The following is a 20,735-nucleotide window of genomic DNA, read 5'->3' on the forward strand; positions in this document are numbered from 1 at the left end:
AAAGTGGTAACCCTGTTTGTTAGCTAGCTGCTAACCATGTGCAACCACGCCACGCAGCACCAGCCGGTTGAGCCGGCTGGCGAAGGCGGCGGGATCTTCGGGCAGTTCACCGTCGAGGATCTGCGCCTGCTCCAAAAGCAGGAAAGCAAGATCGGCGGCTTCCGCCTTGTCGGTCTTGGTATCGCCGAGCGTCGCGACCAGCGGATGCTGCAGATTGATCTCGAGGATCGGCTTGGAGCCCGCGCCCTTGTTGGCGCGCGCCAGCAGCTTCTCGAGTTCGCGATCCGGACCCATGCCGCCCGCGACCAGACACGATGCGCTCGACGTCAGCCGCTGCGAGGCTTTGACGTCGGAGACGCGATCGCCGAGCGCGTCCTTGATCACCGCGATCACGGTCGCCTCGTCGGCCTTGGTCTCGTCCTTCGTGTCCTTGTCCTGGTCCTGTTCGAGCTTCGGGATCAGATCGAAATTGACGTCGCCCTGGCTCAGCGACTTCAGCGGCTTGCCGCCGAAATCGAGCTGCGCGGAGGTCCAGAACGCATCGACCGGATCGGTCAGCAGCAGCACTTCGATGCCACGCGCGGTGGCTGATTCCAGCTTCGGGTTGGACTTCAGCCGTTCCAGCGAGTCGCCGACCAGATAGTAGATCTCGGTCTGGTTCTCCTTCATCGCCTCGACATACTGCTTCAGCGAGCGCTTCTCGCCGGCCGTGGTGGTGAAGCGGGCCAGCGACAGCAGCTTCTCGCGGCGCTCGAAGTCTTCGTACAGGCCTTCTTTCAGCACCGGGCCGAACGAATCCCAGATCTTGGTGAAGTCCTCCGGCTTCTTCTCGGCGAGGCTTTCCAGCTCGCTGATCACCTTGCCGGTCACCGCGGTGCGGATCTGCGCGAGCTGCGGATTCTTCTGCAGCATCTCGCGCGACAGGTTGAGCGGCAGATCCTCGGAATCGATCACGCCGCGCAGGAAGCGCAGATAGGGCGGCAGCAACTCGGCTTCCGAGGTGATGAAGACGCGGCGGACATAGAGCTTGATCTTGCCCTTGCGCTCCGGCTCGAACAGATCGAACGGCTTGGTCGACGGCGCGAACAGCAGCACCGCATAGGACTGCCGGCCCTCGGCGCGATAATGCAGCGTCATCGCCGGCTCGTCGAAGGCGCCCGCGATCTGCTTGTAGGCCTGCTTGTAGTCGTCCTCGCTCAGCTCCGACTTCGAGCGCTGCCACAGCGCGCTGGCCGAATTGATCTGGCGCGGCTCGCCCTCTTCCGGCACCAGCTCGATCGGGAACTGGATGTTGTCCGAGTACTCGGTGACGATCCGTTCGATCTGCCAGTCTTCGAGATATTTCGACGCGTCAGGCTTCAGGTGCAGCACGATCTCGGTGCCGCGCTCGACCCGCGCTGCCGCCTCTTCGGACGCAGGGGCGATCTCGAAGCCGGCGCCGCCGGCGGAGGTCCAGGTCCACACATCGTTCGAGCCGGCGCGGCGGCTGGTGACGGTGATCTTATCGGCCACCATGAAGGCGGCGTAGAAGCCGACGCCGAACTGGCCGATCAGGCCGGCGCTGTCCTTGGTCTCGGTAAGCTTGGAGATGAAGGATTTGGTGCCGGACTTGGCGATGGTGCCGAGATTGTCGATCAACTCCTGACGATCCATGCCGATGCCGTTGTCGACGATCGTCAGGGTGTCGGGCGCCTTCTTCGGGATGATCCGGATCTTCGGCTCGCCGCCCTTTTCCATCAGCTCGGGCTTTGCGATCGACTCGTAGCGCAGCTTGTCGAGCGCGTCGGACGCGTTCGAAATCAGCTCGCGCAGGAAGATGTCGGTCTCGGAATAGACCGAGTGCACCATCAGGTTCAAAAGCTCGGCCACTTCAGCCTGGAACGGCTTCGTCTCGCTGGCGGTATCAGTCATGGTCATGGCGAATGTCGCTGGTCCTGGAGAAGGAATGTGAGGGAAAACCGGGATATAGCGCTGTCGGGCGCGATGGCAAGATCGCGGCGCCGGTCTAGATGCCGGGACCGGCCGAGGCCACCGCGGAGCAGCAGCAGGCTTTGAGACCGCCGAGTTCGGAGCGCGACAGCCGCAGGCCCCAGCCATAGGCGTCGAGCACGTCCTGAACAATGGCAAGGCCGAGCCCCGCGCCCTCGCCGCGCTGATCGAGCCGGATGCCGCGCGACAGCACCTCGGTGCGCGCCGCTTCGTCCAAGCCCTCGCCGTCGTCTTCGATCACGATGCAGAATTCGTCGGCGTCGCAGGCGGTGCCGATCCGGACCAGCGACTTGGCGTGGCGGGTGGCGTTGTCGAGCAGATTGCCGAGCACCTCGGCCAAATCGGTGCGCTCGATCGGCACCGCAACGTAGTCGGCAACCTCGATGGCGTAGTCGATCGCGCGGCCGGCCGGGGTGCGCGACTGGATCGTCACCAGGGAGCGCACCAGCGGCAGCAGCTCGACCGCGACGCTCTCGCCGCGTCGCACCGCACCGCGCAGCCGGGCACGCGCCAGTTCGCGGTCGACATGCCGGCTCATCGCCGCGCCCACCGCTTCGATATCGCGTGCGAGCTTGTCCTCGCCGCGCTCGCGCAGCCGCGCCGCATCGCCGGCGAGCGCGGCCAGCGGCGTCTTCAGGCCATGGGCGAGATCGGCGGCGCGGTCGCGCGAGCGGTCGATCTCGCGCGCCTGGGCTTCGAGTAGTGCGTTGACCTCCTCGACCAGCGGGCGGACTTCGTCCGGCACCGCCTCGGGCAGCCGGCTGCTGCGGCCGGAGCGGATCGCGGCGACGTCGCGGCGCAACGCCGCGAGCGGCCGCAAGCCGAGCATCACCTGCACCGAGGTGGCGAGCGCCAGCACCACGCCGAGCAGGCCGAGCGCGACCACGAGATCGCGCGCGAACGCCTTGCCGGCCGCATCGACCCGCGCCAGATCGACAGCCACCGCGGCCCGGATCGGGACGCTCTTGCCGCCCATGGTGAGCTGCACGCGGCGCTCGACGATCGACAGACGCGAGCCGAACGGGCCGGCGATGTCGTGATGATGGACTTCCCCGGGGCCGGGCTGATCGATCGGCACCGTCAGCCGGTCGTCCCACAGCGAGCGCGAGCGGACGAGCTGGTCGCCGTCGTCGCCGACCTGCCAGTACAACCCGGACAGCGGCTCGGAGAACCGCGGATCGGTCGGCGGACGCACCACCACAAGCTTTCCGTCCGGCCCGGCCTCGATGCCGGCGAGCAGCTGCTTCAGCGACACTTCGAGATCGTCCGCGATGGTGCGGGTGACGTGGCGCTCGAACAAGATCGTGAGCGCGAAACCGGCAATGCTGAGGGCGACTAGGATCGCCGCAGCCCCACCGGCGATCAACCGCAGCCGCAGCGAGCTGTGCTTCATGGACGCTCGTCCGGCACGATGTAGCCGAAGCCGCGCCGGGTCTCGATCAGCTCAGTGCCGATCTTGCGGCGGACCCGGCCGACCAGCACCTCGATGGCGTTGGAATCATGGGCGTCGTCCTGGCCGTAGATGTTCTCGGCAAGCTCGTATTGCGACACCACCCGGCCGCGATGCAGCACCAGATAGGACGCCAGCCGGTATTCCAGCGGCGACAGCGACACCGGCTTGCCGCCGACGCTGACCTGCATCTGCCGCTCGTCGAGCGTGACCTCGCCGATGGTGACCACCGACGAGGCATGGCCGGCCGAGCGCCGCACGATCGAGCGCAACCGAGCCAGCAGCTCCTCCATCTGGAACGGCTTTGGCAGGTAATCGTCGGCGCCGGCATCGATGCCGTCGACCCGTTCGGCCCAGCTGCCGCGGGCGGTGAGGATCAGCACCGGGGTGAGGCGGCCATTGTCGCGCCAGCGCTTCAGGATGGTGAGGCCGTCGAGCCCCGGCAGGCCGAGGTCGAGGATGATGGCGGCGTAATCTTCGGTATCGCCGCGAAACCACGCCTCTTCGCCGTCACCGACGATCTCGGTAAGGTAACCGGCTTCGCCGAGGCCGCGCGCCAACTCCGACGCGATCCGGCTGTCGTCCTCGACCACCAGCACCCGCATCACTTCTCCTTGGTGCGCCGGATCTCGCCACTGCGCCCATCGACATAGACTTCGTACAGCCGGCCGGCCTTGTCGACCACGATGAACTCGTACAGCCACTGATCGTGGTGGCGTTCGATCTCGACCCCGGTGATCTCGCCGGGGAGCTTGTCGCGAATCTGGCCGAGCAGTTCGGCGAGGGGGCGGATTTCGCCGCGCTCGACAGCGAGGCGGGCTTCGTCATGATCCTGGCGGTGGTCATGGGCGCCGTGATTGTGCTCATGCGCGAGCAGGCGCGCCGACGGCAGCGGTGCCGCGGCGATCAGGGCTGCGAAGATGAAAATGAACAGGCGCCCCATCGGTGCTTCGGCCGGCTCGTTTCGAAACTGCCAGTCTGACGCCCGGCCGCTGACCGCACGCTGACAATGATCAAACCCGGCGTCAGCCGCCGTTCCGCGAAAACAACGGCCGCAGCACCCCGGCCACCAGCCCGGCGGCGATCAGCAGCCCGACCACGGGAATCCACAACAGGAACGCCCCGAGCAGCAGCACGAGCACCACCGCAATCACCGCCCCAATCGCCAGCGCCATCAAAAACAGCCCGAGCGGACCGACTTTGCCGACGAAGACGTGCTCGGTAGTGTTCTGGTCGATGAAAATCCGCGTCCCCATCGGATCGTGGGTCTGTCCGGGCGGAATGATCTCCGGCTCATAGCGCGGCCGCTCCGGCGGCCTGGATTGATCGGTCATGATGCGTGTCCTTGGGGCGCGCGCGGGTCGGCTCCGGCGCGAATCCAGCATAGCCACAAAGGTGGCGAGCGCGAGAGCGTTTCCACAGGGTTACGCGGCGATCGGCCGCGCGGCACGCCGTTTCGAGGCAGCAATACCGGTGAGGTGGTGCGCTCCGGCCGAAAAGCCGTAGCCGAACGAACTCAGGACGCCCGCAGGAGTTCCTTGGCCTGGGCCGCCCGCTCCGGGAAGGCGGCAGCCAGCGCGGCACGATCGGCTTTCAGCACGCCGCGCTCGGTGATCAGGCCGGTGACGAGCCGCGCCGGGGTGACGTCGAAGCCGTAATTGGCGACCTTTGACCCCTGCGGCACGATCCGCACCGTCTCGATCCGTCCGTCACTGGTACGGCCGGTCATATCGGTCACTTCCGCGGCCTCGCGCTGCTCGATCGGGATTTCGCGGACGCCGTCGTGGATGGTGAAGTCGATCGTCGGCGACGGCAGCGCGACGTAGAACGGCACCTTGTTGTCGGCCGCCGCCAGCGCTTTCAGATAGGTGCCGATCTTGTTGCAGACATCACCGTCGGCGGTGACGCGGTCGGTGCCGACGATGACGATATCGACCAGCCCGTGCTGCATCAAATGACCGCCGGTATTGTCCGGAATGACGGTGTGATCGACGCCGTGATGGCCGAGCTCCCAGGCGGTGAGCGACGCGCCCTGGTTACGCGGGCGGGTCTCGTCAGCATAGACGTGGATCGGAATACCTGCATCGAACGCCTGATAGATCGGCGCGGTCGCGGTGCCCCAATCGACGGTGGCGAGCCAGCCGGCGTTGCAATGGGTCAGCACATTGACCCGCTCGCCGGGCTTCTTGGTCGCCGCGATCGCCTCGATCAGCTTCAGGCCGCTGGCGCCGATCGCCTGATTGATCGCAACGTCTTCGTCGGCGATCTCACCGGCACGCCGATACGCCGCCGCGACGCGATCCGCCGGCTGAATTGGGGCGAGCGCACGGCGCATCTCGTCGAGCGCCCACTTCAGATTGATAGCGGTCGGCCGGGTTGCGACCAGCTTGGCGTAGGCGGCATCGAGCCCGGCGTCGGAGGCATCCTCACGCATTGCCAGCGCCATGCCATAGGCCGCGGTCGCGCCGATCAGCGGCGCGCCGCGCACCAGCATGGTGCGGATCGCATCGGCCTCGTCATCGGAGCTGGTCAGCTTCACCACCACGTAGTCGTGCGGCAGCCGGCGCTGATCGATAGTGCCGACGGTCCAGCCATCAGCCTCGAGCCAGATCGTGCGGGTATGCTTGCCGTCGACTTTCATGGTGCCTCGCTGAGATCGAATCGGTCATTGCGAGCAAGCGAAGCAGTCCAGAAATTCACATGCCAGCACTGGACTGCTTCGTCGCTTCCGCTCCTCGCAATGACGAGGTTTACGCCTTCAAAACCCGCCCGGCCACCGCGTCGAGCTTCTTCAGCAGTTCCGGATCGCGCGCTTCGGGGGCGGTGATGAAGGCGGCATCGAGGGCGCGGTCGGAGCCGATCGGGCATTCCTCGTGCTCGCGCGGGAAGTCCTGTGCCAGCCGCGCCACCAGGCTCTTGGCCTTCTCGGCATTGGAGGTGAGAACGCGGACGATGTCCTGCACCGTCACCGCGTCATGGTCCGGGTGCCAGCAGTCGAAATCGGTGACCATCGCCACCGTCGCGTAGCAAATTTCCGCCTCACGGGCGAGCTTGGCCTCCGGCATGTTGGTCATGCCGATCACCGAATAGCCGAGCTGCTTGTAGGTCATGCTCTCCGCGTAGCTGGAGAACTGCGGCCCTTCCATGCAGAGGTACGTGCCGCCGCGCGCCACCGGAATGCCCTCGGCCTCCGCCGCAGCCGCAAGGTGGATGCGCAGCCGCGGGCTCACCGGATGCGCCATCGAGACGTGGGCGACGCAGCCTTTGCCGAAGAACGAGCTTTCGCGCTTGTAGGTGCGGTCGACGAACTGATCGACCAGCACGAAGGTGCCGGGCGGCAGCTCTTCCTTGAACGAGCCGCAGGCCGACAGCGAGATCAGGTCGGTGACGCCGGCGCGCTTCAGCACGTCGATATTGGCACGGTAGTTGATGTCGGAGGGCGACAGCCGGTGGCCCTTGTCATGGCGCGGCATGAACACGATCGGCAGGCCGGCGATATTGCCGCGCCGAACCGCGGAAGACGGCTGGCCCCACGGGCTCGCGATCGCTTCCTCTCGGACGTCTTCCAGCCCGGGCAAATCATAGATCCCGGAGCCGCCGATAATGCCGAGCACGGCCTTAGTCATGGACTGTCTCCCCGACGAAAGCGTTTTCGAGCGAAGTGGTCACCGGTTCGCGTGAAGAAAACGCGTCACAACAAAATCTGCCGCCGCATTCAACATGCGGGCGGGGCAGCGACAACCCCTTACGGCGGCGGATCAGCCAAACGTCTTATCATACCGTGGTATCGGACACGCCCATGACGCGCCGTCGCCGCGACGAATTTTCCTGTTCCCGAACCTACGACGATCGGATTAGGATCATCGCTAAGGCCACGCAAAAGCGGCCAAGGGGAGAGAAACAACGTGATGACTGGACGCGTCGTGTTCGGCGCCATGGAGGAGGTCGTCTACGGTCAGCCGGCGGCGGAGGCGCTCGCCGCTCAGCTCGACCGCATCGGCGCACAGCGCGCGCTGCTGATGGTGTCGGGGACGCTGAACCGCACCACCGATGAAATCGTCAAGATTAAAGATGCGCTCGGCAGCCGCTGCGCCGGGGTGTTCGACGCGATGCCGGCGCATACGCCGCGCGCGGCAGTCATCGCCGCCACCGAACAGGCCCGCGCCATCCAGGCCGACATCATCGTCACCGTCGGCGGCGGCTCGATCACCGACGCCGCCAAGGCGGTGCAGATCTGCCTTGCCAACGACATCTCAAGCGCCGCCGAGATCGACCGCGTCCGCAACATCAACGCGCCTGTCGCCCCCAAAGTCCGTCAGATCAGCGTCCCGACCACGATCTCGGGTGGCGAATTCAGTGCCATCGCGGGCGTCACCAACGAAGCCACCAGGGTGAAGGAGAGGCTGGCGCATCCGCTGACGATGCCGCGCGCCGCGATCCTCGATCCGGCCATTACCCTGCACACGCCGGAATGGCTGTTTCTGTCGACCGGTATCCGCGCCGTGGACCACTGCGTCGAAGCGATCTGTTCACGCGAGGCACACCCTTACGGCGACGCCCAGGCGCTACGCGGCCTTTCGATGCTCGCCGCGGGGCTGCCGCGGGTGAAAGCCGACCCAACCGACCTCGACGCCCGGCTCGATTGTCAGATCGGCACCTGGCTGTCGATGGGCGCGCTGTCGTCCGGCGTGCCGATGGGAGCCAGCCACGGCATCGGCTATGTGCTCGGCGCGGTGTTCGACGTGCCACACGGCCATACCTCCTGCATCATGCTGCCGGCGGTGATGCGCTGGAACAAGTCCGGCAATCGCGACCGCCAGGCGCTGGTTGCCGCCGCGATGGGACATCCCGGCGAAGACGCTGGCGACGTGCTCGACGCGCTGATCCGGGTGCTCGGCATGCCGCGCAGCTTGCGCGAAGTGAACGTCGGGCCCGAGCATTTCGAGCGGATCGCCACCCAGGCAATGGGCACCCCATGGGTGCCGCGCAATCCGCGCCCGATCGAAGGACCGGCGCAGGTCCGGGAGATCCTGGAGCTCGCGGCGTGAGCCATCACCATCGCCGTCATTGCGAGGAGCGAAGCGACGAAGCAATCCAGCCCAGTGCACGGCCCCTGGATTGCTTCGCTTCGCTCGCAATGACGGATGAATAGACACTGACGAACGAGGAGCACGATGTATCCCGGCCAGTTCGCGAAGACCCGCCCCGACCATCCCGCCTTCATCATGGCTTCGACCGGAGAAACGGTGAGCTATGCCGAACTCGAGGCTCGCAGCAACCGTCTGGCGCATCTGTTGCGCAATCACGGCCTTCAGCGGCTCGACCACTATTCGATCTTCATGGAGAACAACAACCGCTACATCGAGGCGTGCGCCGCCGGCGAGCGCAGCGGCTATTATTACACCTGCGTCAACTCATACCTGACGCCGGCCGAGCTCGCCTACATCCTGACCAACAGCGAATCGCGCGCGCTGATCACCTCGAAAGCCAAGCTCGACGTCGCCCGCGAAGCGCTGAAGGAATGCCCCAACGTCACGCTGTGCGTGGTGGTCGACGGTGACGGCGAGAGCGAGCGGATCGTCGGGCTCGCCGACGCGACCAAGAACCTGCCGGACACGCCGATCGCCGACGAAAGCCTCGGCACTGCGATGCTGTATTCGTCCGGCACCACCGGCCGGCCGAAGGGCATCCTGCGCCCGCTGCCGGAGCAGCCGCCGTCCGAACCGCTGCCGCTGTTCCACTTCCTCAACATGCTGTGGAAGTATCGCGACGGCATGATCTATCTGTCGCCCGCGCCGCTGTATCACTCGGCGCCGCAGGCTGCGGTCGGCCTCACCATCCGCGACGGCGGCACCGTGATCATCATGGAGCACTTCGATCCGGAGCAGTATCTGGCGCTGATCGGGAAGCACAAGGTCACGCACAGCCAGCTCGTGCCGACGATGTTCTCGCGGATGCTGAAGCTGCCTGAAGAGGTGCGGAAGGCCTACGATCTGTCGACGCTGGAAGTGGCAATCCACGCCGCAGCGCCCTGCCCGCCGCAGGTCAAGGAACAGATGATCGAATGGTGGGGACCGATCATCCACGAATACTACGGCGCCACCGAAGGGCTCGGCTTCACCGCCTGCAACAGCGCCGAATGGCTTGCGCATCGCGGCACGGTCGGCAAGGTGATGTTCGGCGACCTGCATATCCTCGACGACGGCATGAAGCCGTGCCCGAAGGGCATGCCCGGGCAGATCTGGTTCAAGACCGCGACGCCGTTCGAGTACTTCAACGACCCGAAGAAGACCCAGGAAGCTCGCTCCAAAGACGGCAGCATGAGCACCGTCGGCGACGTCGGCTATGTCGATGACGACGGTTACCTACACCTCACCGATCGTGCCACCTTCATGATCATCTCGGGCGGGGTGAACATCTATCCGCAGGAGTGCGAGAACCTCTTGATCACTCACCCCAAGGTCGCGGATGCCGCGGTGTTCGGCGTGCCGAATGAGGATCTCGGCGAGGAGGTCAAGGCGGTGGTGCAACCGATGCCGGGCGTCGCCACCGGTGCCGATCTGGCCGCAGAGCTGATCGCGTTCTGCGCGCAATCATTGTCGCGGCAGAAGGTGCCGCGCTCGATCGACTTCATGGACGAACTGCCACGGCTCCCCACCGGCAAACTCTACAAGCGCCTGCTGCGCGACAGATACTGGGGCAACAAGAACAGCCGGATCGTGTGATGCAGCCGGTTGCGACCGGCGCCTCGGCCCGCCCGCAGACGGCGCGTTGCGTCAGTCCGGAATGATGAGCCGCTCGGTGCCGTACCAGGCAATAGAGCGCGACAGATCGACGAATCTGCGCTCGTCGGCGATTAGTTCGCGCAGCGCCGCCAGGCCCTCCGGCGAGGCCCGGGCGGAGCTGTGGTCGTCGAAACTGTCCCACCACAATTCGCCGCAGCCGTCGTAATCGGCGGCCGCCAAGCCGCGGCTGGCGCGGATCGATTGCTGGGCCGGATCTGGCAGCGGCACGGTTTGCACATAGCGCCGGATTCGCAGCACCTGCTGGTGCGACCGCACCAGGGGGCCGTGGCGATCAAGCCAATGGCTGTCGAACTGGTCACGCGACAGCTCCGGCAGGCGCCGGACGAACATCGTGAGCTTGAGCATCGGTCCTCTCTTGGCTTGTGGGCGGCTCCGAGGCTACGCTTTGACAGCGTTGTCAGGGTCAAGAGGCCGCGATGCAGATCGGGGAATTGGCGCGCCGCTGCGGCGTCAGCGCGCGGATGCTGCGCTATTACGAGACGGAGGGGTTGTTGCGGCCCGGCCGCTCGCCAGCGGGGTACCGGCTGTACCGTCCGGCCGACATCACGACCGTGCAGCGAATCACCACGCTGCAAGCCGCCGGGCTGACGCTGGCGAAGATCCGGCTGCTGCTGCCCTGCGCCGAGCCGGATTCGGGCGGATTCCGGCCCTGCCCGGCGTTCCGCGACGGTATTCGCCGGCGGCTCGCTGAAATCGACGGCCAGATCGCCGCGCTGGCGGCCAGTCGCCGCTTGCTGCGCGCCTATCTGGAGCAGACTCCGCTGCGGTGACCGCCGCGCCATCGCAGCAGGCGAATCTCACAGTTTCGGCTATATGCAGCAGATGTCCTGCTTCGCCTGCCTCCCATGATCGCTCCGGTTTCGCGCCACACCGACGACGACCTCGACGCCCGGGCGCTGTCGGTTCTCAACCACGTGTTCGGGCTGCCGTCGTTCCGCGGCCAGCAGGAAGCGATCGTGCGGCACGTCGCCGGTGGTGGCGATGCGCTGGTGTTGATGCCGACCGGCGGCGGCAAGTCGCTGTGTTACCAATTGCCGGCACTGCTGCGCGACGGCTGCGGCGTGGTGGTATCGCCGCTGATTGCGCTGATGCGCGACCAGGTGGCCGGGCTGCTGGAGAGCGGCGTGCGCGCCGCCGCGCTGAATTCGATGCTGTCCTACGACGAGGCCAACGAGATCGAGCGGCAACTCCTCAATGGCGAACTCGATCTGCTCTATGTCGCGCCCGAGCGATTGCTGACACCGCGCTGCCTGTCGCTGCTGGCCAAAGCCAAGCTCTCGCTGTTTGCGATCGACGAGGCGCATTGCGTGTCGCAATGGGGCCACGACTTCCGTCCCGAATATGTCGGCCTCTCGGCCATCGCCGAGAAGTTTCCGAACGTGCCGCGGATCGCGCTCACCGCGACCGCCGACGCGCTGACCCGGCGCGAGATCGCCGAGCGGCTGTCACTAACGGATGCACCGTGCTTCGTGTCGAGCTTCGACCGGCCGAACATTCGCTACACCATCGTCGACAAGCAGAACGCACCGGCCCAACTCAAAGCCTTTATCGACGACCGCCACCGCGGCCATTCCGGCGTGGTGTATTGCCTGTCACGCGCCAAGGTGGAGGACATCGCCGAGACGCTGAGCAAATCCGGCCTCACCGCGCTGCCGTATCACGCCGGCCTGCCGCCGGACGTTCGCGCGCGCAACCAGGACCGCTTCCTCAACGAGGACGGCATCGTGATCGTCGCCACGATCGCGTTCGGTATGGGGATCGACAAACCGGACGTGCGGTTCGTCGCGCATCTCGATCTGCCGAAGAGCATCGAGGCCTATTACCAGGAGACCGGACGCGCCGGCCGCGATGGCAAGCCGTCCGACGCCTGGATGGCCTATGGCCTGTCCGACATCGTGCAGCAGCGCCGGATGATCGACGAGAGCAGCGGCTCGGACGCCTTCAAGCGGGTGTCGATGGGCAAGCTCGATGCGCTGGTCGGTTTGTGCGAATCCACCGGCTGCCGGCGCACGCGGCTGCTCGGCTATTTCGGTGAGACCTCGCCGCACCCGCACTGCGGCAATTGCGACAACTGCCTGAACCCGCCGAAGGTGATCGACGGCACGGTGGCGGCGCAGAAGCTGCTGTCCTGCGCCTATCGCACCGGGCAGCGGTTCGGCGCTCAGCACCTGATCGACGTGCTGCTCGGCCGGCTGACCGAGCGCGTTTCTCAATTCGGCCACGACAAACTGTCGGTGTTCGGCATCGGCGGCGAGTTTGGCGAGAAACAATGGCGCGCGGTGATCCGGCAACTGGTGTCGCTCGGGCATCTGGCACCGGACAGCGAAGCGTTCGGCGCGCTGAAACTGACCGAGACCTCGCGTGCGGTGCTGAAAGGCGAGTCGGAGGTGGCGCTGCGCGAGCAGACCGGCCGGCCGCCGCGGTCGAAATCGCGCCGCGGCGATCTGGTCGGCAGCGCCCAGCGCGAGACCAGCGGCGATCCAGAGCTGTTTGCCGCGCTGAAGGCGTGGCGGTCTGAAGTGGCCAAGGCTCGCGGCGTGCCGGCCTATGTGGTGCTGCACGATGCCACGATCGACGGGCTGGCCGCGGCGAAACCGCGAACGCTGGACGAGATGCGGGGCATTCCGGGCATTGGCGACAAGAAGCTCGAGCATTACGGCACCGCGCTGCTGGCGGTGATCGGCGGACGCCGCTAACCGGCCGCCGGATCATCGCCAGCCTAAAGGAAGTGGTCCGGATCCTGCACAGCTTCTCCTGACGGACTTCAGGAGGTGTCGCGATGCCGCTCTACGGCTTCCATTGTAAGCAATGCGACAAAGACAGCGAATTGCTGGTCGGCTTCGACGACAAGCCGCCGTGCCCGGGCTGCGGCAGCCGGCGAATGGAGCGGCTGGTGTCTCGCCCCGCCCCGCCCGGCAAGAGCAAAAGCGTGATGAAAGCCGCTCGCGCTCAGGCGGCGCGCGAGGGGCATTTGTCGAATTTCAGCCGCAAGGAGCGCGGTCTCTAGGACCACGCCCACGCGAGCCGATCAATAACCGCCGACTGCGTTGGCGGGCGCGTAACCGTAGCTGTCGTAGCCGCGATCCCACGCGCTGTAGCGCGGATTCATGACGCAGTTGCCGCCGGTACCGCTCGCGGTGAAGCGGCAGGAGGAGTAGGTGGCGTAGTTGCAGTCGCCGGGATAGCCCTGCTGCTTGCCCTGGATGCAGTACGGATATTCGACGCTCGCCGCCGCCGGCTGGGCGCCGATCAGTTGCGTCGCGCCAAGTGCGCCGAGCGCCATCACTGCCAATGCTAGACGTCTCATCTCGCTCTCCTTGTGTTGTCACCGATGCGAGACAGAACCGCAGCGTCCGAGTGCCGTTCCGGACCGGCTTTCACAAAAGCATCATCGAAGCTGCGACGCGTCGCCGCCGCACTGCGCGCTGAGCCTTGCGATCCGCGCATCCGGTGACGCCGGCCGGACCGATTGCGCGCCGTCGCGGCGGATGGCAAACCTCCCATCATGCGACCGCGTGCGAATTGCGCAGCGCGGAACGCCAACAACAACGCGCAGCATGCGCGGGACAAAGGGAGGACGAGACATGTCGCAGCTGATCGAAGCGCCGGGCATGGTGACGCCATTCGACGGAATGGACGTGCCGTGGCTGTTGAAGCTGCACGCCGAGGCGCGGCGCGAGCATCCTTTCGTGATCTCGGCGCCGTTCGACGGCCCGTCGCGGAGCTGGAGCTACGGCGAATTCCATGAGCGCGTCGGCGCGCTCGCCGCCGGCCTCGCCAAGCGCGGCATCAAGCCGGGCGATTACCTGCTGATCCATCTCGACAATTGCGTCGAATTCCTGCTCGCTTGGTTCGCCTGCACGGAGCTCGGTGCAATTGCGGTCACCACCAACACCCGCTCGGCCGCCGCAGAGATCGAGTACTTCGCCGACCATTGCGGCGCGGTCGCCGCCATCACCCAGCCTGCCTATGCCGATCTGGTGGCCACCAACTGCAAGAAGCTGAAATGGATGGCGGTGATCGGACACGATCCAGGCGCAGCAATCGCAGCGCAGCCGGTCGCAAAGGGCGACTCGTTCGACAGTCTGTTTGGCGACAGCGCCGATCGGCCGCGTCGCCCGACCGATCCGCTGGCGCCGTGCAGCGTGCAGTACACCTCGGGCACGACCTCGCGACCCAAGGCGGTGCTGTGGACCCACGCCAACGCACTGTGGGGCGCCAAGATCAACGCCGCACACCAGACGCTGCGCGCCGATGACGTGCATCTGTTGTATCTGCCGCTGTTCCACACCAATGCGCTGGCCTATTCGATGCTGTCGACGCTGTGGGTCGGCGGCACCGTGGTGGTGCAGCCGCGGTTCTCCGCGAGCCGCTTCTGGAAGGTCTCGCTGGAGCATGGCTGCACCTGGCTGTCGACGATCCCATTCTGCATGAAGGCGCTGCTCGAGCACGAGGTCCCGAAGGCGCATCGCTTCCGGCTGTGGGGCACCGCGGTCGCCGAACCGCCGCCGTTCGCCTCGTTCGGAATCAAGATCATCGGCTGGTGGGGCATGACTGAGACCATCACCCACGGCATCATCGCCGAAGCCGATCAGCCCAACACGCCGATGTCGATCGGCCGCGCTGCGCCCGAATACGCGATCCGCATTGTCGGCGACGACGGCGCCCCGACACGCGTCGGCGACACCGGCAATCTGCTGATCAAGGGCGTGCCGGGACTGTCGCTGTTCAAGGAGTATCTGCACAACGAGGCGGCGACGCGCGACAGCTTCGATGAGTTCGGTTACTTCATCACCGGCGACCGCGTGACGCGACTCGAGCACGGCGCAATTCGGTTCGGCGACCGCGCCAAGGACATGCTGAAGGTCGGCGGCGAGAATGTCGCGGCGTCCGAAATCGAACAGGTGGTGATCACCGTGCCGGGCGTGCGCGAAGCCGCGGTGGTGGCGAAGAAACACCCGATGCTCGACGAAGTGCCGGTGGTGTTCGTGATCCCGCAAGGCGGCGTCGCCGCGGCGCCGCAGGATTTTGCCGATCGCATCACCGCCGCCTGCGCGGCCGCGCTCGCCGACTTCAAGCGGCCACGTGAAGTGCGGCTGGTCGACGATATGCCGCGCTCGACGCTGGAGAAGGTGGCGAAAGCCGAACTCCGCAAGATGCTGGCGGAGTAATCATTCCTCACGTCATTCCGGGCGCGCCGCGAGGCGCGAACCCGGAATCTCGAGGTTCAGGACGAAGCAGTTCCGGGTCCGCTTCGCGCGTCCCGGAAATGACAGGGCCCGATCAGCCGCCCATCGCCACCGGGCGGAATGCCTGCAGCAGGCGCTGGTCGATCTTACCGCCCATGTTCTCCATGGTGATGAAGGCCTGCAGCGGCGACATCGGCTTGTGGTTCTTGCGCGGCGCGACCAGCGACGCGAAGATATCGACGATCGTGGTGATGCGGACGATGTCGGCGATCTGATCGCCGTGCAGCCCGTCCGGATAGCCCGAGCCGTCGAGCAGTTCGTGATGGTGCAGCACGACGTCGAGCGTCTCGCGCGGGAAGCTGCCTTCGGCGACCAGCGCCTCGTAGCCGAGCCGCGGATGCTCGCGATATTTGCGCAGCGACTCGCCCTTCAGATTGTCGAGATTGTCGAGCGCCGAAACGTCCACATAGGCCTTGCCGACGTCGTACAGCAGCGCCGCACGGGTCAGCCGGCGCTGATCCTCTTCGCGCATGCCGAGATATTGCGCGAACGCCACCGCGAAGCCGGTCGCGAACAGGCACAGCCGATAGCTCTCGTCGTGATGGCGGCCGACGGTGGCGAGCCATTCCCGGAGCGACGAGCGTTTGATCGCTTTGAGGATCGGACCTTCCGCCTGCATCACGTCCTGGAACGTCAGCGGCTTGCCGTGCAGCCGCTCGAAGATCTTCACCAGCACCTTGTGGGCGGCGGTGACGCCGTCGCTCAGCGCTTCGGCGCGGGCGGTCGCGGTGTCCTCGGAAGGATCGGGAAACGCCGAGCGGACCCGCTGCAACAGATCGCGCGGATCGAACGGACGGGCGATGGTATCGGTAGCGCCGAGCGCCCACGCCTGCATCGAGCCGTGATGCAACTCATCGGCGAGCACGAACAGCCGCGGCATCGGCTGATAGGCCCCGCCGAGCAGCTTGCGCCGAACCAGTTGCACGCTGTCGGCCGAGCGCAGATTGATATCGACCACAATGCCCGACAGATCGCGCGCCGGCGCGTCCGGCAGGTGCGCCGTCGGCACGGTCTCGACCTCCGCCACGCTCGCCAGAATGCCCGCGATGTCGACGCTGCCGTCACGGCGATCGGACGCCAGCAACAGACGCCGGCGCGGCGCAGGGTTGGAGGCGGGCTGTCGGGCTAATGCATTCATGAAGGTCACCGGGATTGCTACCGTTGGCAGGTAATCTCCTTACACTAACGAAAAACTGGTTCCTTGAGATTAATGGGCGTTGTTAACGAGCCGTGACCTTCGCGATTCACATTTGATACAATGTCAAAACCGTGATTATGCGAGGTCTCGCTCTGACCAGCCGCAGCGTTATGATTGCCGCGACAGAGTGCCGGGATGAATGGGGCGGAACGGGGACAGATGACTGCGACAAATCTAGCGATCGCACCTCGGTTCTGTGGTGCTGCAACTCTGGCGGGCGCGCTGCTGCTATCGGCCGCGCCGGCGTTCGCGCAACAGCCTGCGGTGATCGTCCCGCCGCCGTTCGTCGCGACACTCTCCAACACCACGCCGCTGGTGTTCGGCATGGATGCCAACCAGGCGGCCGCAGCGCTCGGCATGCCGCTCAACTACGTCAGCGGCAAACCCGGCGACGAGATTTTCATGGTGATCCGCACCCAGGGCGGCAGCGGCTTCTTCGACCGCCGCGACCGGCTGTATCTGCAATTCCGTCACGGCCGGCTGGCAGGATGGAAGGGCGACTGGGGCCGCAACTGGATGTGGCGCTAACCGCCCGGCGACGTCGCACCGATCTCATCATCAACGCGCGCAAAGGATCACCCGTGGGACACGACATCACGCTGAAGGCTGCGGACGGTTTCGAACTCGGCGGTTATCGGGCCGATCCCGCCGGCACGCCGAAAGCCGCGATCGTGGTGATCCAGGAGATCTTCGGCGTCAATCACCACATCCGCAACGTCTGCGACCGCCTCGCTGCTGAAGGCTACGTCGCTCTCGCGCCGTCGATCTTCGATCGCAGCGAGCGCAATTTCCAGAGCGGCTATTCGCCGGACGAGATCGCGGTGGCACGCAAGTTCGTCGCCAATCCGGACTGGCCGGCGATGCTGCGCGACACCCAGGCAGCGATCGACGCCGTCAGCAGCATCGGCCCGGTCGGCATCATCGGTTTTTGCCTCGGCGGCAGCGTCGCCTATGCGGCGGCCACCAAGCTGCACGGGCTGAAGGCTGCGGTCGGCTACTACGGCGGCGCCATCGTGCGTTTCGCCGACGACAAGCCATTGGTGCCGACGCAATTGCATTTCGGCGAAAAGGATTCCGGGATTCCGCTCAGCGACGTCGACGCGATCCGGACCAAGCGGCCGGAGGTCGAGATTCTGGTCTATCCGGGCGCGCAGCACGGTTTCGGCTGCGACGAACGCGCCAGCTACGACAAGCCGAGCTCAGACTTGGCGTGGCAACGCAGCCTGGCGTTCTTCGCCGCGCATCTGAAGTAAAGCAGGATCGGACGGCGCACTCGCCGGCTCAGAACCAGCGTTCGCCGACATAGACGGTGTCGCCGGGGCTCAGCGGCGTGCCGAGCGGCACCACCTCGCGCACCATGCCGCCGCCTTCCGGATGCGTCACCGTGACCCGGTCGCGCTGGGCGCGGGGGGTGAAGCCGCCGGCAATCGCAACCGCGCTCTCGACGCTCATATGCGGCACGTACGGGTATTGGCCGGGCGCCGTGACCTCGCCGAGGATGAAGAACGGCCGATACGATTCCACTTCGACCGCGACCGATGGCTCGCGAATGAAGCCGCGGCGTAGCCGCGCGGTGATCTCGGCGGCCAGACCGGCGGGGGTGCGACCGCGTGCCGGCACCGCGCCGATCAGCGGCATGGTGATCGAACCGGCGGCATCGATCGCATAGGTGTTGGTGAGCCCTTCCTGTCCGTACACCACGACGCGCAGCCGATCGCCGGCGTCGAGCCGGTACGCCGGCTCCCCGCTCGGCGCCGCATAGGCAGCCGCCATCGGCGGAACGCCGCCGCCATAGGCCATGGTGTCGAGGGTGTTCTGTGGCTGCACCATCGCGACCGGCCCAGGCCGCCGCATGCAGCCGCCCAGCGCGAGCGCGGTCGCCACGATGATCATCGATACTTGAAACGCGCCTACGACACGCACTGGAGCTATCCCTTGCCACGAGACAGCTTCGTTTATGCCCCGTTAGGGTTAACAAACGGTTTGGGTTTGGCTTCCGCCCCCGTACTCGCGCGAGGCCCGTCCGCCGCCGGGGCGGCGGACGATGCGATCGTCAAGCGGTGACGCCGACCCCGACCGGGCACGACACGCCAGTGCCGCCGAGCCCGCAATAGCCGCCGGGATTCTTGGCGAGATATTGCTGGTGGTAGTCCTCGGCATAATAGAACGGACCGGACGGCGCGATCTCGGTGGTGATCGGCCCATAGCCCTTGGCCTTCAGCGCCGCGCCATAGGTCGTGCGTGAGGCTTCCGCCGCGCGCTTCTGGTGGTCGCCGAACGTGTAGATCGCCGAGCGATACTGCGAACCGACGTCGTTGCCCTGCCGCATCCCCTGGGTCGGGTCGTGGCTTTCCCAGAACGTCTTGAGCAGCGCCTCGTAGGAGATCGTGGCCGGATCGAACACCACCAACACCACTTCGGTGTGGCCGGTGCGGCCCGAGCAGACTTCCTCGTAGGTCGGATTGGGCGTGAAGCCACCGGCATAGCCCACCGCGGTGCTGTAAACGCCGTCGCCGAGCTGCCAGAACTTGCGCTCCGCGCCCCAGAAGCAGCCGAGCCCGAACACCGCCTGCTGCAGGCCTTCCGGGAACGGCGGCTGCAGCCGGTTGCCGTTCACGAAATGCGTCCGTGCCGTCGGGATCGGCGTCGGCCGGCCCGGCAAAGCCTCGTCGGCACTCGGCATCGCGGTCGATTTGCGCATGAAGAACATCGAAGACCCTCCCGGCGCGGCCGATGGCGGCGGGTGCCGCGCGTCCGCGCACGCATGATGGCGAAAGCCGAGCCTCAGCGTGGCGCTGATGCAATCGGCTCTCAACTCAATTTCAGGATATAGGTGTCTTCGCAGCGGCGGCGAGATTGTTACGCCGCGCTCTGCCCGTCAGTCGCGGGCGTAGCCGATCAGCGGCTTGCGCGGACGGAACAGCAGCATCAGCGCCAGCCCGATCACGCCCAGCACCGCGAAGGTCGGCTGCGTCAGCACGAACTTGGCCACGTGGGTCCAAAGCCACGGCGCGGTCTGCTCGACCCAGTCGCGAAACGACTGCTGGCTGGCCTGGTGGATGTCGTTCCAGAAGTCGCCGAGCTTGGTCCATTGCACCGAATTGTCGGCGACCGACCGCGCGCCGTCATAGACCAGGAAGATGAACCCCCCGGTCAGGAACAGCAGGCCGATCAGCCGAAAGAAGCCGCGGATCATCTCAACCACCCCGATCAGAAATTCGCCTGTGCCCCAGGCCGGGCTTACCGGGCGGAACGGCAGAATTCAACCTCGCCAGCAACTTGGACCACATCTGGGGTGTCTCAAGCCCTCGGCCGGAACCGCCCCGGGCCCTAGACCCGCGCGTCCCCGTTGACGCTGGAAGGCACTGCCAGTATAACGCGGCCGATGGCGGTAGGGGCGATCCTGCCGCCGCTGTTCTTTGGGCGGCGCCGTGAATTGCGGCCGTGTCGGCTCCGGGAGCATCTTCAGCAACATCCGGAACACACGGCGCGTCGCGATTGCGGCTCCGCCAATCAGCCCCGGCCGCTCGAGCAGAGGCCGCTGCAGGATTTGAGAGATCATGGCTAATACGTCTTCCGCCAAGAAAGCGACCCGCAAGATCGCCCGGCGCACCGCGGTGAACAAGTCGCGTCGGACTCAGATGCGTGGGTCGGTCCGGACCGTCGAAGAGGCGATCGCGAGCGGCGACCGCGAAGCGGCGCTGAAGGCGATGGCTCGCGCCGAGCCCGAGCTGATGCGCGCTGCGCAGCGCAACATCATCCACCGGAACGCCGCGAGCCGGAAGGTGTCGCGCCTGACCCACAGCATCGCCAAGCTGGCGAAGTAATTCTCACCATCATCTTGGATGGTTTCGATGCCCGGCTCTGCCGGGCATTTTCTTTTTCGGCGACAGCTTGCGCCAGCATAGTCATACTCGCCGCGCCCGGTCGTGTAGTTGCTCACTCGATTACGGTACGCGCTCGCTCATAATTTGAATCGAATGACGCGCGTCTTCGCCGTCACCTGCCTCGTTCCGGAACAACACACCACCAAGCGTCAACCG

22 protein-coding genes are annotated in these 20,735 nt (G+C 66.0%); 9 read left to right on the top strand and 13 right to left on the bottom strand.

Annotated elements, in window-relative coordinates:
* Window positions 1-30: 30 nt before the first annotated feature.
* The 7 genes from htpG to VRZ08_RS17585 all read right to left on the bottom strand — a co-directional run bounded on the left by htpG (window position 31) and on the right by VRZ08_RS17585 (window position 7,065).
* Window positions 31-1,917: a molecular chaperone HtpG gene (gene htpG / locus VRZ08_RS17555; RefSeq protein WP_107346342.1), complete on the bottom strand. Its 1,887-nt coding sequence runs from the start codon at window positions 1,915-1,917 to the stop codon at window positions 31-33.
* Between the two features lie 88 nt (window positions 1,918-2,005).
* Window positions 2,006-3,382, bottom strand: a complete 1,377-nt coding sequence (locus tag VRZ08_RS17560) for a sensor histidine kinase (RefSeq protein ID WP_414533339.1) — start codon at window positions 3,380-3,382, stop codon at window positions 2,006-2,008.
* Window positions 3,379-4,044 carry a response regulator transcription factor gene (locus VRZ08_RS17565; protein WP_107346761.1) on the bottom strand — a complete coding sequence of 222 codons (666 nt, stop codon included), beginning with the start codon at window positions 4,042-4,044 and terminating at the stop codon, window positions 3,379-3,381. Before VRZ08_RS17565 ends, VRZ08_RS17560 begins: the two co-directional genes overlap by 4 nt.
* Window positions 4,044-4,382 (bottom strand): PepSY domain-containing protein, encoded by a 339-nt coding sequence (locus tag VRZ08_RS17570; protein WP_164573471.1) that lies wholly within the window; start codon window positions 4,380-4,382, stop codon window positions 4,044-4,046. The genes VRZ08_RS17565 and VRZ08_RS17570 overlap by 1 nt, the downstream gene beginning before the upstream one ends.
* A gap of 82 nt (window positions 4,383-4,464) precedes the next feature.
* Window positions 4,465-4,773, bottom strand: coding sequence for a hypothetical protein (locus VRZ08_RS17575; RefSeq protein WP_011160351.1), 309 nt, complete (start codon window positions 4,771-4,773; stop codon window positions 4,465-4,467).
* A 182-nt stretch (window positions 4,774-4,955) separates the two neighbouring features.
* Complete coding sequence (gene mtnA / locus VRZ08_RS17580; RefSeq protein ID WP_414533340.1) at window positions 4,956-6,080, bottom strand: S-methyl-5-thioribose-1-phosphate isomerase; 1,125 nt, start codon at window positions 6,078-6,080, stop codon at window positions 4,956-4,958.
* 109 nt (window positions 6,081-6,189) lie between these two features.
* Window positions 6,190-7,065 (bottom strand): S-methyl-5'-thioadenosine phosphorylase, encoded by an 876-nt coding sequence (locus VRZ08_RS17585; protein WP_012497916.1) that lies wholly within the window; start codon window positions 7,063-7,065, stop codon window positions 6,190-6,192.
* Window positions 7,066-7,344: 279 nt separating this feature from the next.
* Here VRZ08_RS17585 and VRZ08_RS17590 point away from each other — a divergent pair, with 279 nt between their 5' ends.
* Both VRZ08_RS17590 and VRZ08_RS17595 read left to right on the top strand, forming a co-directional pair.
* Complete coding sequence (locus tag VRZ08_RS17590; RefSeq protein WP_414533341.1) at window positions 7,345-8,487, top strand: iron-containing alcohol dehydrogenase; 1,143 nt, start codon at window positions 7,345-7,347, stop codon at window positions 8,485-8,487.
* A gap of 126 nt (window positions 8,488-8,613) precedes the next feature.
* Window positions 8,614-10,164, top strand: a complete 1,551-nt coding sequence (locus VRZ08_RS17595; protein ID WP_414533342.1) for an AMP-binding protein — start codon at window positions 8,614-8,616, stop codon at window positions 10,162-10,164.
* A 51-nt stretch (window positions 10,165-10,215) separates the two neighbouring features.
* On the opposite strand, the gene VRZ08_RS17600 is transcribed toward VRZ08_RS17595, so the two are convergent.
* Window positions 10,216-10,590, bottom strand: a complete 375-nt coding sequence (locus VRZ08_RS17600) for an EthD domain-containing protein (RefSeq protein ID WP_414533343.1) — start codon at window positions 10,588-10,590, stop codon at window positions 10,216-10,218.
* 71 nt (window positions 10,591-10,661) lie between these two features.
* Between VRZ08_RS17600 and VRZ08_RS17605 the strand changes: the two genes are divergently transcribed.
* The 3 genes from VRZ08_RS17605 to VRZ08_RS17615 all read left to right on the top strand — a co-directional run bounded on the left by VRZ08_RS17605 (window position 10,662) and on the right by VRZ08_RS17615 (window position 13,252).
* Window positions 10,662-11,015, top strand: a complete 354-nt coding sequence (locus VRZ08_RS17605; protein ID WP_263990022.1) for a MerR family transcriptional regulator — start codon at window positions 10,662-10,664, stop codon at window positions 11,013-11,015.
* A 75-nt stretch (window positions 11,016-11,090) separates the two neighbouring features.
* Window positions 11,091-12,941: a DNA helicase RecQ gene (gene recQ / locus VRZ08_RS17610; RefSeq protein ID WP_414533344.1), complete on the top strand. Its 1,851-nt coding sequence runs from the start codon at window positions 11,091-11,093 to the stop codon at window positions 12,939-12,941.
* 83 nt (window positions 12,942-13,024) lie between these two features.
* Window positions 13,025-13,252 (top strand): FmdB family zinc ribbon protein, encoded by a 228-nt coding sequence (locus VRZ08_RS17615; protein ID WP_414533345.1) that lies wholly within the window; start codon window positions 13,025-13,027, stop codon window positions 13,250-13,252.
* Window positions 13,253-13,273: 21 nt separating this feature from the next.
* Here the strand turns inward: VRZ08_RS17615 and VRZ08_RS17620 are convergent, their stop codons facing one another.
* Window positions 13,274-13,552, bottom strand: a complete 279-nt coding sequence (locus VRZ08_RS17620) for a DUF3551 domain-containing protein (RefSeq protein WP_263990024.1) — start codon at window positions 13,550-13,552, stop codon at window positions 13,274-13,276.
* Window positions 13,553-13,829: 277 nt separating this feature from the next.
* Here VRZ08_RS17620 and VRZ08_RS17625 point away from each other — a divergent pair, with 277 nt between their 5' ends.
* A complete protein-coding gene (locus VRZ08_RS17625) occupies window positions 13,830-15,416 on the top strand; it encodes an AMP-binding protein (RefSeq protein WP_414533346.1) in 1,587 nt (528 codons plus the stop codon).
* Window positions 15,417-15,528: 112 nt separating this feature from the next.
* Here the strand turns inward: VRZ08_RS17625 and VRZ08_RS17630 are convergent, their stop codons facing one another.
* Entirely contained in the window at window positions 15,529-16,632 is a 1,104-nt protein-coding gene (locus VRZ08_RS17630) for an HD domain-containing protein (RefSeq protein ID WP_164638339.1), read from the bottom strand.
* Window positions 16,633-16,851: 219 nt separating this feature from the next.
* On the opposite strand from VRZ08_RS17630, the gene VRZ08_RS17635 reads away from it, so the two are divergent.
* On the top strand, window positions 16,852-17,220 hold the full coding sequence (locus VRZ08_RS17635) for a hypothetical protein (protein ID WP_414533347.1): 369 nt from the start codon (window positions 16,852-16,854) through the stop codon (window positions 17,218-17,220).
* Window positions 17,221-17,273: 53 nt separating this feature from the next.
* Entirely contained in the window at window positions 17,274-17,945 is a 672-nt protein-coding gene (locus VRZ08_RS17640) for a dienelactone hydrolase family protein (protein WP_264053735.1), read from the top strand.
* 28 nt (window positions 17,946-17,973) lie between these two features.
* On the opposite strand, the gene VRZ08_RS17645 is transcribed toward VRZ08_RS17640, so the two are convergent.
* The 3 genes from VRZ08_RS17645 to VRZ08_RS17655 all read right to left on the bottom strand — a co-directional run bounded on the left by VRZ08_RS17645 (window position 17,974) and on the right by VRZ08_RS17655 (window position 19,888).
* Window positions 17,974-18,615 (bottom strand): polysaccharide biosynthesis/export family protein, encoded by a 642-nt coding sequence (locus tag VRZ08_RS17645; protein WP_107346355.1) that lies wholly within the window; start codon window positions 18,613-18,615, stop codon window positions 17,974-17,976.
* A gap of 130 nt (window positions 18,616-18,745) precedes the next feature.
* Window positions 18,746-19,402: a peptide-methionine (S)-S-oxide reductase MsrA gene (msrA, locus tag VRZ08_RS17650; RefSeq protein ID WP_414533348.1), complete on the bottom strand. Its 657-nt coding sequence runs from the start codon at window positions 19,400-19,402 to the stop codon at window positions 18,746-18,748.
* Window positions 19,403-19,570: 168 nt separating this feature from the next.
* On the bottom strand, window positions 19,571-19,888 hold the full coding sequence (locus tag VRZ08_RS17655) for a hypothetical protein (RefSeq protein ID WP_107357337.1): 318 nt from the start codon (window positions 19,886-19,888) through the stop codon (window positions 19,571-19,573).
* A 364-nt stretch (window positions 19,889-20,252) separates the two neighbouring features.
* Here VRZ08_RS17655 and rpsT point away from each other — a divergent pair, with 364 nt between their 5' ends.
* Entirely contained in the window at window positions 20,253-20,519 is a 267-nt protein-coding gene (gene rpsT / locus VRZ08_RS17660; RefSeq protein ID WP_107346358.1) for a 30S ribosomal protein S20, read from the top strand.
* Window positions 20,520-20,735: the final 216 nt, after the last annotated feature.

Origin of the sequence: Rhodopseudomonas sp. G2_2311 (assembly GCF_047501505.1) — a bacterium.
Lineage (GTDB): Bacteria > Pseudomonadota > Alphaproteobacteria > Rhizobiales > Xanthobacteraceae > Rhodopseudomonas > Rhodopseudomonas palustris_H.